General features: G+C 29.5%; 12 protein-coding genes and 1 other annotated feature. Of the genes, 5 read left to right on the top strand and 7 right to left on the bottom strand.

Annotated elements, in window-relative coordinates:
- Nucleotides 1–51: 51 nt before the first annotated feature.
- From JK634_RS19310 to JK634_RS19285, 6 genes are all read right to left on the bottom strand, one after another.
- The gene (locus JK634_RS19310) at nt 52–492 is read right to left on the bottom strand and encodes a DUF6262 family protein (RefSeq protein ID WP_202769392.1); all 441 of its coding nucleotides are present in this window, start codon (nt 490–492) and stop codon (nt 52–54) included.
- Entirely contained in the window at nt 476–2,002 is a 1,527-nt protein-coding gene (locus JK634_RS19305) for a tyrosine-type recombinase/integrase (RefSeq protein WP_202769391.1), read from the bottom strand. Before JK634_RS19305 ends, JK634_RS19310 begins: the two co-directional genes overlap by 17 nt.
- A complete protein-coding gene (locus JK634_RS19300; RefSeq protein ID WP_202769390.1) occupies nt 1,989–3,431 on the bottom strand; it encodes a tyrosine-type recombinase/integrase in 1,443 nt (480 codons plus the stop codon). The genes JK634_RS19305 and JK634_RS19300 overlap by 14 nt, the downstream gene beginning before the upstream one ends.
- Nucleotides 3,421–4,512, bottom strand: coding sequence for a tyrosine-type recombinase/integrase (locus JK634_RS19295; protein WP_202769389.1), 1,092 nt, complete (start codon nt 4,510–4,512; stop codon nt 3,421–3,423). The genes JK634_RS19300 and JK634_RS19295 overlap by 11 nt, the downstream gene beginning before the upstream one ends.
- A gap of 292 nt (nt 4,513–4,804) precedes the next feature.
- Nucleotides 4,805–5,923 carry a Ger(x)C family spore germination protein gene (locus JK634_RS19290; protein ID WP_202769388.1) on the bottom strand — a complete coding sequence of 373 codons (1,119 nt, stop codon included), beginning with the start codon at nt 5,921–5,923 and terminating at the stop codon, nt 4,805–4,807.
- A gap of 3 nt (nt 5,924–5,926) precedes the next feature.
- Nucleotides 5,927–7,324, bottom strand: a complete 1,398-nt coding sequence (locus tag JK634_RS19285) for a spore germination protein (protein ID WP_202769387.1) — start codon at nt 7,322–7,324, stop codon at nt 5,927–5,929.
- 98 nt (nt 7,325–7,422) lie between these two features.
- Between JK634_RS19285 and JK634_RS19280 the strand changes: the two genes are divergently transcribed.
- The 4 genes from JK634_RS19280 (at nt 7,423) to trpS (ending at nt 10,678) form a co-directional block, all read left to right on the top strand.
- The gene (locus JK634_RS19280) at nt 7,423–8,493 is read left to right on the top strand and encodes an endospore germination permease (protein ID WP_202769386.1); all 1,071 of its coding nucleotides are present in this window, start codon (nt 7,423–7,425) and stop codon (nt 8,491–8,493) included.
- Between the two features lie 167 nt (nt 8,494–8,660).
- Nucleotides 8,661–8,825: a zinc-ribbon domain-containing protein gene (locus JK634_RS19275; protein ID WP_202769385.1), complete on the top strand. Its 165-nt coding sequence runs from the start codon at nt 8,661–8,663 to the stop codon at nt 8,823–8,825.
- A gap of 174 nt (nt 8,826–8,999) precedes the next feature.
- On the top strand, nt 9,000–9,155 hold the full coding sequence (locus JK634_RS19270) for a DUF5670 family protein (protein ID WP_202769384.1): 156 nt from the start codon (nt 9,000–9,002) through the stop codon (nt 9,153–9,155).
- Nucleotides 9,156–9,215: 60 nt separating this feature from the next.
- Nucleotides 9,216–9,446: a binding site (T-box leader), on the top strand.
- A 233-nt stretch (nt 9,447–9,679) separates the two neighbouring features.
- Nucleotides 9,680–10,678 carry a tryptophan--tRNA ligase gene (gene trpS, locus JK634_RS19265; protein ID WP_202769383.1) on the top strand — a complete coding sequence of 333 codons (999 nt, stop codon included), beginning with the start codon at nt 9,680–9,682 and terminating at the stop codon, nt 10,676–10,678.
- A gap of 32 nt (nt 10,679–10,710) precedes the next feature.
- Here the strand turns inward: trpS and galU are convergent, their stop codons facing one another.
- The gene (gene galU, locus JK634_RS19260; protein ID WP_202769382.1) at nt 10,711–11,583 is read right to left on the bottom strand and encodes a UTP--glucose-1-phosphate uridylyltransferase GalU; all 873 of its coding nucleotides are present in this window, start codon (nt 11,581–11,583) and stop codon (nt 10,711–10,713) included.
- 182 nt (nt 11,584–11,765) lie between these two features.
- On the opposite strand from galU, the gene JK634_RS19255 reads away from it, so the two are divergent.
- The gene (locus tag JK634_RS19255; protein ID WP_202769381.1) at nt 11,766–13,223 is read left to right on the top strand and encodes a cell wall-binding repeat-containing protein; all 1,458 of its coding nucleotides are present in this window, start codon (nt 11,766–11,768) and stop codon (nt 13,221–13,223) included.
- Nucleotides 13,224–13,410 lie beyond the last annotated feature (187 nt).

The raw sequence follows: 13,410 nt of genomic DNA, 5'->3' as shown, positions 1-13,410 counted from the left end.
CCTTATTATAGCAATTTTACCACAAATGTGGTATATTTAACAAATTTTAATTCATAATTTCTCATATAATTTTCCTCTAAGAATTTCAAGTTGTTCCTTTAGTTTTCTATTCTCTGCTTGTAATTCTTCCATTTCAACCAATTGAATAATTAATTTTTGTTTATCATCTTTAAGTTTTTTAATCTCTTCATAAAGTTGTTTTATCTTATCGTCTTTTGCCTTTATTTTATCTTTTGGTGTAGTAACTATACTACCATTAGGAACACCTTTTTCAATAGCTCTAAGGCTTAATATGCGTTCTTTTAGGATAACATTGTTATATAGGGTAGCCTTGGATACTCCTGCTTCCTCAGCTACTATTTTAAAGTTGATTTTTTTAGTTTTAGAACGCTTTAATTTATCTATTGCATTATTAACCTTCTCGATAGTTTCTTGGTTCTTTTTTTCTGCGAACTCCTTTAGTCCTTCTGTATTACTATTTCTTTTCTTCATTCAGTTGCTCCTCCAAACTATCTACTAATGGTTTTAAATACTTATATTTAACATATTGCCTTTCCCAAGACCTTTGTTGACCTAACTTTTTAAACCTTACCATTTCTTTTTCCATAATGTCTAATTCTTGCTTTAAAACAGGATAGAACTTAACTTCGGTAACATAGTTGGGACAGTTATAAAAGAAGCAACCATCACCATCTGAACAGTTGCCCCTTCTAAAATCATATAGGCATACACCTGTCGGCAAAGGATTAAAACTCATAGATTTAGATAGATTAGACACTATATCATCAACTTCTTGTTCTGTTTTACCACGAAATTGTTCATTGAGCTTAGACTTGATTTCCTTTGCTCTAAGTCCAGAGATTTTAGAATCTTTGCCAAATATCATATCTGAATATATTTCTTTGACTTCTTCCTCCCTTAAGGTAAGATAGTGTGAAGTCATTTCAATAGATACATGAGAAAACTGTCTCATAATATGTGCTATCGGAACTTTTTTCTTAATAAGTTCCCTAACAAATGTTGCTCTAAATTGATGAGATTTTAATGGATATAGATTTCCCTTGTTATCTCTTATATCCCAAGTTCTAATGAATGTAGTAAGTCTATTTTCCCCCCATTTAGAAGAATTTAAAACTCTTATTCCACGATTTCTAATTACAAATAATTCCTTTAATCCACTTTCTTTTCTTAAATCTTTAGTATATTCTTCAAGTTCTGCAACTGAATTTTTAACTAATTTATTAATAAAGACTTTATGAATTATATGCTCGCCTTTCTCAGTTTTACCAAGAGTAACTTCCATATAATCATAACCATCTCTTGTTGTGTGAACACATCCTTGTCGTATAGATAATACCTCATTAATTCTAAGTCCTGTTTGGCTCTGAATTATTATTCCTACTTTAGTTAGAATATTGTTTTCCTTTAATGCACATTGAAGTATTTTATCAAATATATCTTCGGGAATAGGTTTAGTTTTATTTTCCTTTATAACCTTTTTAGTATCCCATAAATCTAAAGAAGTAAAGTCTACAAATATATTATTTTTAGGCACATTCCAACCTTTAATTTGACCTATCTTAATAATTTCTTCAACTGCTTTACAATAAATATATCCAGTTCTTAGTGATATTTTTTTATCTTCTTTAAGCCATAAAGCATAATTAAGAAATACTTCTTTATTTATTTCATTAAAACTATTAATATTATTTAAATTAAAATATTCAATTGCATTTGGTAATGAACTTCTTATTTCCGAACATAAACTTTGAGGTTTAACTTTTCCTAATCTATAATAACTATAAAGTTTTACTAATTGTTGCATTTCTTTATCTTTTATAAAACGAAAATCAATTATTTTTTGATTTCTTTTTAAAGTCTTATCAATTATAAACGGTGATAAATCCCATACATCATCAGTAAATTTAGAATTTCCAATAATTATATGGCTATAATCACTTTTAGTAGTTATTGGTTGTAAATTAATTTTAGTTATTGCCATCTTGTATTTCCTCCAATCTCATTACAATCTCTTTTAGGATTTTAATAGTAGGGAGGAAATGCTCAGCATAATGGTCGCCATAGATATTTCCTTCTAATTGTTTTTCTAACTCTGCTAAATGATTCTTATGAGTCTGTAAATACTCTGGAGTAGTGATATATCTACTACAAGTATAGCATTTTTGCCTTTTTAGTAATCTGTCGCAAATCTTTCCATCAGTACAAGGTTTTGTGCAATAACCGTCTTCCATTTTTGCTCCTTTATCCTTGTTTTTCTTAAACCAAATTAACTCTTGTTTGTCTATTATAACTGTTTCATCAATCTTGCTAATATTTCCTATAATACCTATGTTATTAAATAGTTCGGCTCTTTCCTTATCTTTAACCTCAGCATAATGTCGTTTAGTAACAGATGGAGAAGAATGTCCTAAAACTTCTTGTATGACCTTTAAATCTGTTCCTTTTGATAACATATCAGTAGCTAATGTTCTTCTAAATTGATGCGATTTTAAGTTGTATAATTCACCATCAATACCTTTAATATCATTCTTTTTGATAAACTGACCTAACCATTTTCTATAAGTATCTTGAAGTACTATTTTTAGAATATTTGCATCTTTACCTCTGGAAGACTTATGAATGAATAAATAATCTTTAATACTTTCATCAGCCTGTTCTCTAAATTCTTTTGTAAGCTTTAACAACTTTTCGACTACGATAGCACATTCATTAGGAATAGGCATTGGTTGACGTTCCTTACGATTTTTATGGTCATACCAAGTTAATGTATATCCATTAATTAAATGTGGCTTAACACTATCGGTAGTTAATTTAAGCATATCTCCAATTCTCATTCCTGTACTTTGTAGAATGATTATTCCATATTTAACATATGGATTTTCTTCATTCTTTAAGGCATTATTTATCTGTTCCAAAACTTCATCGGGGATAAAATCTATTTTAAGTTTTTTATTAACCCCTATATATTCATTACCTGTAAAAATTTCTATTTTAGGCACTTCATTAGGCATATATAATTGTCCCCAACGAATAATATTTTTTATCGTTTTTATGTAGTTTCTTTTCATTGATATTGAATATGGCTTATTATTCTTAGGATTTACTAATGTATTTAAGTACGACAATAAGTTATCTATTTCTTTATTAGTTAACTGATTCAAGTTTGATATATGATTCAATTCTAAAAAGGTATTTACTCTTTTGAAGTTTGCAACACATTCCAAAAATAGCCAATTTAATGTTTTATTTTCTTCTTTAAAATTTCTCCAAATATAGGCTTTAACTACATTTTTAATATTATCGCTTTTGATATAAGAAAAATCAAACTTAAACTTTCTACCATAATGTTGTGAATTATTATCATTATCTATTAATTCCCACTTATCACCATTAGGCATTTTACTTGCCATTCGCTCCACCTCCAATTAATGAACTCTTATTCCAATATCTACTTAGATTATCTTCAAGATATTGATTTGAAATATGAGTATATTGTTGTGTGGTGGTAATATGTTCGTGTCCTAAGATTATCTTAACAACACTAATATCCATACCACTTTGGACTAAAGTAGTTGCATAAGTATGCCTTAAATCGTGGAAATTTAACTCTATACCAGTTTTCTTTTTAACTGTATTAAACACTTCGTACATTGCTCTATAAGTTAAAGGCTTACCTAAATTTTGCTTCTGTTGTGATACAAAGATATAACTATGCTCTGTATCAATATTATTTCTTTCTGTCATTATGAAATTATCTATTTCTTCAAGTAAGTCCATAGGAACATATAAGTGTCTTGTTTTTCCTTTAGACTTTATATTTTCTAACATTCCAATTTCTTTTGAAGTATCGGGATATGGTATATCCTCAATTTGAAGTTCTAATACTTCACCTATTCTCGCACCTGTAAGGTACATTATCTTGAATATAAGTTTATCTCTCCAAGTAGACAAAGCATCTAAAAATGTTTCAGCATCACTATCTGATACTAATTTAAAAATAGTTTTACTTTCTTTAACTTTGAATATTGATTGCTTAGTTTTATTATTAGTTCTTGCATGATGCAAAAGGCTTTTAAACATATCAAATGGTCTATCTATTTCTTCCATTATAATAGGATTATTTATCTCTCTAACCATTCCACAATACTTATAAAAGTTATAAACTGTACTAAGTATTCTATTTATCGTTTTTCCTGTACGCTTACTCTCTGCATAAACACTAACTACGTTATTTGTAGCGTTAGGTTCTCTAAGATATTCTATAAACTCTCCTATAATATTAGGTGTTACTTCATTGTATTGATAATGCTCTCTATCCAAGAATCCCCAATACAGCTTTAAATCATTACAATTAGCCTTTTCTGTATTAAATGCTCTATCTTTTTGTCTAAGGTGTTTTAAGTAATCATATACAGGCTTAACTATTCTCATATTATCATCAAGTAAGACAACAATATCTTTATCTTTATATCTTATCGTGTGTAATTCCACTTCGTAAGTACCCCCATACATTCTTTACATATCTAATAAGACCATGCTACTATTTTATGTTATATTAACATAATTATTCAATAGTAATATGGTCTTATTAATAATCTATTCTACTATGGTACTTAGTCACTTTTATAAACTCTCTCATCTTTGTATATATACTATTCTATGAAGCTATATTGTCGCTTACTATCTATACTATAATTACTAAAGATAACATATTTCTTCCCCCTTGGTAAATTATTGATGTTACATTAAATAGTTTAAAATATATATTATGTATATTCAATAGTTATAGAGAATTCTTTGTTTTTGAGGTTCCTTCAATATTCAAATCTACATCAACTATTAGGTCTGTTAATCTAATAGGATCTTCAATTTCTACTTTAGAGTATTTTTTGCTTAATCTATTCTCTACTTGAAATATGTCAATATTTTGGTTCTTGTAAACACTGAATACTTGTGAAAGATGCTTTTTAATATTTTCTGCTTCCCAAGTTTTTATATAATTAATAACATTTTCATCTACTACGAGTTTACCTTGAGCTTCTGCTATAGATGTATTTATTATTATTTTTTTGAAAAGTCTTACCCTTTGACCATCATACTGAATATCAGTTTTAGTTTTACTTTTTAAAATTTCTAAAGTCACAAAAGTATCTCTATCTTGTGGATTTCTTACTTCAAGAGTACCCGATTTTACATTATCTCTTAAAAAATTAAAGCTTAGCCCTTCATCTGCATTGATATTTTGTACAAGTCTATCCCCCTTAAATATGCCTCCACCAGAAAGTTCTAGCTTTTTTCCTACGATATCCTCTTTAAATCTTAACCCTCCTATGACAGTTGTTCCATTACCTGCCATCCTCTCAGATAAATAATCACTTGTATTCATGTACAGTACTGTAGGAGTTGTTTTCATTTTCTGTGTTAATTCATTTAAGTATAGACCTAAGTATTCATCATTATCTCCAAATTTAATTAGTGGGTCTAATGATCCATAATATACAAACATATCTGGCTTTACTAATAATTCTTGATCTTTTTCTATTAAGTCTATGTGTCTTTTTAAGCCTTTTCTTGCTGCATTTTCTGTAAATATATAAGCTCTATTTTGGGTAAAGTTAATTTTGTATGAGGAACTTCTCCCAACATCCCGAATAGCCTCGAGAAAAGTCTTTCCTGTACCAGCATAGACTATTCTCTTACCTTTATCCGAACTTTCATTTGTGTTTCTATAAGGATTTATACATTCCAAATATATTACAACATTATCAAAGGGATCCAAATCTAAGATTGCAGAAGTCACAAATGTAACCTTATTTATATCTCTATAGTTATAGCATCCTGTAGATGCTGCCATAAGAATCCCTGCCATTAATAATCCTATTGTCCTCTTTAGTTTTCTCACAATTTATTCCCCCTTACTAAATATCTTTCCAGATATCTTTCTTAAATCACCTCTAAAGATAATATCTTTAAATTCATGCTTTTTAGTTGTACCTAGTGGAAATAAATAACTATATCCAGTTGTTTTTAGCGAAGCCAAGTGAGTAATCAATACCATTTCCCCAATAGTAAATCCTATTAATCCATAAGCTGTAGATAAAACCACAATAATAATAGACCATATAGAAACTGCTCCATATACTTTTGGTATCAAAAAATAACTAACGGTACTTATTGCAACAACTAAAATAGTTGTTCTTGAAGCTAAGCCTGCCCCTACTGCTGCATCTCCGAGTATCAATGCAGATACTATACTCATGGCTCCTCCTATTGGTTGAGGCAATCTTAAACCTGCTTCTTTTATCAGTTGAAAAAAAACCATCATTAGAATGACTTCTAAAAATGTTGGAAATGGAACTCCCGCCCTCGCTACTGCCAATCTAAATACAAATAATGTTGGAATCATTCCATAATGGTATGTTATTATAGCAACGTATATACCTGGCAAAAATGTTGCTATAAAAAAGGCAATCCATCTAAGACTTCTGGTGAAATTCACGAAATACTTATTCAAGTAATAGTCATCTGGTGCTTGAAAATTCTCCAAGAAGAAATATGGAACAGTAATGACAAAAGGTGTTCCATCAACAATTACCGATACCCTTCCCTCCATAATTTTTGAACAAACTTCATCTGGCTTTTCTGTATATCCTACTGTATCAAAAATGCTCTTCTTTTCCTTAAGTTCATTTTCTATGTAGTTTGTATCTAATATAAAATTATATTTTATTTTCTTTACTTTACGTTTTACCTCTTCAACTAAATTACTTGGGGCAATACCATCCATATAACATACGCAAATGGTTGTTTGAGATTCAGTTCCGGCAAACATTACTTCAAATTTCAAACTAGGATTTTTTATTCTCCTTCTAATTAACGCTACATTATCAACTAGCGCTTCCGCGAACCCCTCTCTAGGACCTTTAAGCACTGATTCTGTAACAGGTATACCTATACTTCTCCTAACAAAACCTTTAACTTCACAATAAAGCATTTTCTCATTTTGATTGAAAATAAGTACTACATCACCCATTAATATATGTAATTCAGCATCACTAATATCTTTAACGTCTCCAGCTAAATTAATATCCAAAACTTTAGTTAAAAGATCTTCAGTAGTATTAATATTATTTCTTTTGGCTATTAGTGGTTTAATAATATACTGACTTATGAAATCAGATGAGCATAAATCATCTATAAATACCAGTGTTGCTTTTCCGATCTGTGTTTCAATTTCTCTATACTTTACATCAAAAGCATTATTAAACTTCTCTTTAATAATATCTAAATTATTCTTACTCATTTTCCTCACTACTCCTTATTATTTTCTTCCATAGGGTTTAATATTCCCCAAAATAGTAAATACTATTTCAGAATAAAATTAAGAAGAGGTGGACTAATTTGGATAAAATAACAAGTAAACATTTTATGTTTTTTATTATATGTTTGACTATGCTCTCTATAAAATTATATCCTAGTCTAGTTATTGAGTGGGGGGGAAGAGATGCCTGGTTATATACACTTATTGCTGGGTTAATACTTATTACTATTGGTTACATAATAATAAATACATTTGTGAAATACAGTATTCCAGATTTAAATTTTCTATATATTAAATCCTTTGGTAAATCCTTTGGAACTATTTTTTTATTACTCTTTTCAGTAGTTTTATTTTTGAATTGTTGTGAAAGTATAACAGCTTTATCTAGTGCTATTCATACAAATTTATTTATAGAAACGCCTTTATTTTTTTCTTATTTATTTTTGATAATACCTTGTGTTTATATGGCTTCAAAAGGCGTCGAAAGCATTTTTAAACTTGCATTAGTTTCAATAACATTTATGCTTATATGCACATTTCTGATAATAATACTTGGACTTCAATATAATAAATATTTAAATGTAACTCCTATTCTAGAAAATAAATTAACTCTAAACTCATTTTTTAGCATACTCTATGCTTTGGGGCTTATGTCAACCTTTGGAATTTCTTTACCATATATAAAGAATATTTCAAAGAAAAACAATCTTAAGGCCCATTACTTTACATCTATTATTATCGCAGTAATAATTATTGTATACTCAGTCTTCAGTATTATTTGCTCCTTAGGGCCAATAAGAGCTAACAACTTATTTTACCCTGAGTTCATTCAGGCACAAAGGATATCTTACGGAGGATATGTTGAAAGTGGTGAATTATTTGTTTTAATGGAATATATGCTTGGTTTTATTATTAAATATTTATTATGCATATACGGAATATTCTATATTAATCAAAGCAAACTCACTAACAAACTTAAATTTTTCACCATCATATCAATATTCATATTCTTGTTTTGCTTTTATTTTAGTAAAAATACTTATAATTTTATTGTAGAATTAAACTATTTATCCTTAGCAAATTTAGTCGTTATTTTGATAATTCCGCTAATAGCGTGTATGCTTTTTAAGTTTAGCCATAAAGCCATTTAGTAGAAATTTTTTCCTTAAAAAATATTGTTTTTAAGTACTGATATGATATAATATTTTTGTACAGTATATGGGAAATTTTTAATGATAAATTTTTACTTTCTTTAATATCTGGAAGGTTAAAATTATATCTAAAATGACCCTACAGATTTTTAAGGAGGTCCATAGATATGGAAGATAAAACTTTAGTATGTAAAGATTGTGGAAAGGAATTTGTTTTCACTGTTGGTGAACAAGAATTCTTTAAAGAAAAAGGATTCGAAAATGATCCTGTAAGATGCCCTGAGTGCAGAAAAGCTAGAAAAACTCAAAAATTCAACAGAGACAGATTCTAATTCTTTTAAGAGACCCTTGCCTAATTAGGTAAGGGTCTTGTATTTTATTAATTTGACTAGCTAACACCACTCCTACAGCCCCTGTCATATACCTTGAATTATTTCTAACACAGTTTGAATTATTATTTTATATGATGGAATACTAAATACAGAATGCTTTAGGAGGTGTTATGTATGGTTTTTTTTAGATGGATTGGCGGATTTGTATTATTCTTTTGGATTTTAGGACTTATTTTTAAAATCGGTGGTTATGCTATTAATTTTTTATTAGTTTTAGCTGCAATTGTTTTTTTACTCGATGCCTTAATTGGCAGAAGAAAAAACTATTAATTTGCTTCGTTGACAGTCTTCTTTCATAATCATATAATATATAGTATAATATAATACTAATTGATTCCTATGAAAAGAAGTAGTAAGCTTAATAGCTTCTTTAAAGAGAGCTGTAGATGGTGAGATTACAGTAAGTAAGATTAAGCTGAATGGATCTTTGAGGTTTTTAGCTGAATTTTAAGTAGGCTAAAACGATTGTTCTACGTTAAAAGAACAAGATATATTTGTATCTTATTTAAGAAGAGTATTACTCTTAAAGATAGGTGGCACCGCGTTTTATACGCCCTATGGATTATATCCATAGGGCTTATTTACTCTTTAGGGATTTATAATATTTTAGATTCAAGATAACATTATAAGTTTGAATTATAATCCAATAATTTACTATACTTCTCTAAAGAGTAAAAAAGAAAATTAGTCGCCTGCCAATTTTTCCTCACATGCGTTTGGAAAGGCAGATGCGAGAAAAAAATCGACGGCTCATGTCGCCTTGACGATTTTTTAAGTTTGAAAGGAGAAATACAATGGATGAAAGTAAAAAAGTTATCTTTAGTGGTATACAACCATCAGGCGATTTAACCTTAGGAAACTATTTAGGAGCATTAAAAAATTGGGTAAAGTTGCAAGAAGAATATGATTGTTATTTTTGTGTAGTTGACTTGCATGCAATAACTGTTAAACAAACCCCTGCTAACCTAAGAAAAAAAACTTTAGAAATGTTAGCAATTTATATAGGAGCAGGTATTGACCCTGAAAAGAATACTTTATTTATTCAGTCTCATGTTTCAGCTCATAGTGAACTATCTTGGTTATTAACATGTAATACTTATATGGGCGAACTTGGAAGAATGACTCAGTATAAGGATAAATCTCAAAAGCTAGGGGATTCTATAGGTTCTGGCCTATTCAACTACCCAGTATTAATGGCTGCTGATATATTATTATATAATGCCAATTTAGTCCCTGTTGGAAAGGATCAAAAACAACATTTGGAACTATGCAGAGATATTGCAAATAGATTTAACAATACCTATAGCGATACCTTCATTATACCTGACCCTTATATTCCATCAACTGGTGCTAAAATAATGAACTTACAAGATCCATCAAAGAAAATGTCTAAATCAGATGAAAATCCTAATACTTATATATTAATTATGGATCCACCAGAAGTTATACGTAAAAAAATAAGTAGGGCTGTTACAGATACTTTAGGTAAAATTAATTACTCTGATGATCAGCCAGGGATTAAAAATCTAATAAATATCCTTTGTTCGATTAAAGGAATAACTCCAGAGGATGTAGTTACTAATTATGCTGATAAAGGGTATGCTGAATTTAAAAAAGACGTTGCTGAGTCAATTATAGACGAATTAGCTCCACTTCAAGAAAAAATCAATAACCTTTTATCAAATAAATCTTATTTAGAGGAAATTTATAAAAATGGTGCTATTAAAGCAAACTATGTAGCAAATAAAACATTAAGAAAAGTTCAAAAGAAAATTGGATTAATTCCTAGATAAATAAAAAAAGAGAGTAATACTCTCTTTTTTTATTATACTCTTTCCCATGGCTTCGAAGCTAGGTACTCTATGAATTCATCTCTTAAATCTTCTTTTCTTAATGCATACTCTACAGTAGCTTCTAAAAATCCTAATTTATCTCCAACATCATATCTTCTTCCTTCGAAATTAAAGGCATACATTGCTTCCTGAGATATTAATTCCTTTAGTGCATCAGTTAATTGTATTTCTCCACCCTTTCCAGGCTTAGTATTCTTTAAAATATCAAATATTTGAGGAGTTATAATATATCGCCCTAATATGGCTACATCACTTGGTGTTTCCTCAACATTTGGTTTTTCAACTAGATTTTTAACTTTATATACTCTATCTTCTATATGCTTACCATCAACAATTCCGTATTTACTTACATCACTTCTAGGTACTGTTTGTACTCCTAATATTGAAGTTTTATACTCATCGAAACATTCTATCAATTGCTTTAAACAAGGTTTTTCACTATAAACTACATCATCTCCTAAAAGAACTGCAAAGGGCTCGTTCCCAACGAAAGTTTTAGCACATAGTATAGCATGTCCTAATCCTTTAGGCTCTTTTTGTCTAATGTAATGGATATCAACCATATCCGAAATGTCTCTAACTATTTCTAATAGTTCTTCCTTGCCATTCTTCTCTAATTCCATTTCTAATTCAACGGATTTGTCAAAATGATCTTCAATACATTTTTTATTTCTCCCAGTAATTATCAATATTTCTTCTATACCAGAAGCAATTGCCTCTTCAATAATATACTGTATTGTTGGCTTATCAACTATAGGTAACATTTCCTTTGGTTGAGCCTTTGTTGCTGGTAAAAATCTTGTTCCTAAACCAGCTGCTGGAATTATTGCTTTTTTAACCTTCATATCTTCATCCTTACCTTTCTAATTCTTTATCCTATATTAAAGTTTAACATAATAAGGATATTACATCAATATTAGTTAACTATTCATATTTAATTCTCTTTCTTCACAACTGTATTATTCTTATTGTATAATAAAGATAAACTTATTAATGCTTTACAATATAAATGAATGGAGAATAGTCTATGTATAATTTTTTTAATAAAAGACTTTTTAAAATTTTATGTTTCTCTCTTATTACTTTTTTAATTTCAGCAACTTTCGTTTTACCAGCCAACGCAATAAGCACTCCATCAATATATTATTCTATTGAGCAATCGCCTATTCACGTTGGTGATAATTTTATAATCAATGTAAATGCAAAAAGTGTTCAAAATTTATTTGGTGCATCTATAGATTTATATTATGACAAATCATATATTCAAGTTTCTAATATCACAGTTGGGGACATATTTAGTAATGGTAATTCAACATATGGAAATCCAATTATTGATACTGCAAACGGTAAGATATCCTTCTATTCAACCTTAATAGGTAATGTTCCTGGCTTAAATATAACAGATGGAACTTTATTTAAAATTTATTGTAAGGCATTGAAAAATGGTGCTATAAATTTATCAACAATCAATGGAGGAAGTTCTTCTCAAAATATAAATACAATGCAGATTAAGCTATCAGATAGCAGCGGTTCTAAAGTTAGTTTTAGTTCAACTTCTCTTAACTTAAACATATTGTCTCCTACAGGTATCTCAAGATTAGGCGGAGCAGATAGATATGGTACTTCTACAGCTATCAGTCGAGAAGGTTGGCCATCAGGTTCTAATAATGTGGTTCTTGCATACGCATATGATTTTCCAGATGCATTAGCTGCAGTACCTCTAGCTTACTCATTAAATGCTCCTATTTTACTTGTTGATCTTAATTCCATACCAAGCTCCGTTCAGTATGAAATAGAAAGATTGCATCCCCAAAATATCTATATACTTGGAAGCACTGGAGTTATTTCTTCAAACGTTGAAAATTCATTGAAAACCAAGTATAAGGTGTTTCGTTTTGGTGGAAGTGACAGATTCAAAACTTCTATAGCAATTGCTCAACAAGTTATAAAAGGTAGCTCTAGTAAAACGGCCATATTAACTACCGCATTTGATTTTCCAGATGCACTCTCTATTAGCCCAACTGCCGCATTACTTGGTTATCCTATATTATTCACTACGCCTAATACTCTAGAACCTTCAATTCAATCATTTATTGTGAATAATGGTATTAATAAAATTATAATCCCTGGGGGTCCTGGCGCTGTATCATTAAACGTAGAAAATCAGTTGAAGCGTCTTAGTATCACTGTAATTAGACTTGGTGGAAGTGATAGATTTAGTACATGTTTAAGCATTCTAAATTACTATAAAAATACATTTTCTCTTGGAAATGTTGTTACAACTGGCCTTGATTTTCCTGATGCATTAACTGGAGGTGTTCTTGCCGCTAAGAAAAGGCTTCCTGTTATACTTACAAGTGGTAACTCTATTGATAGTAATATTATGAATTTTGTTAAAAGAGATGGTACGTCTGATTTATATGTGTTAGGAAGTTCCGGTTTACTTTCTGATGATTTTATAAATAATATTAAGTTAAATCAATAATACAGTTCAAGTAATTAAAAATAAAAAGGGACTGTCGCACTAAATAATTAGTGTGCAGCTCTTTTTTGTATAGTCATGACCACCCGTAAAACGGGTGGCATGCTCTAGCCCTATAAGGGCATATTCCTGGCTGTGTCTCAAGACACGCTGAAAAATCCACCAACCGCAAAGTTTTTACAGACGGCCT

Origin of the sequence: Clostridium paridis, from assembly GCF_016765615.1 — a bacterium.
Lineage (GTDB): Bacteria > Bacillota > Clostridia > Clostridiales > Clostridiaceae > Clostridium_T > Clostridium_T paridis.
This window is presented reverse-complemented; position numbering and strand designations above follow the sequence as displayed.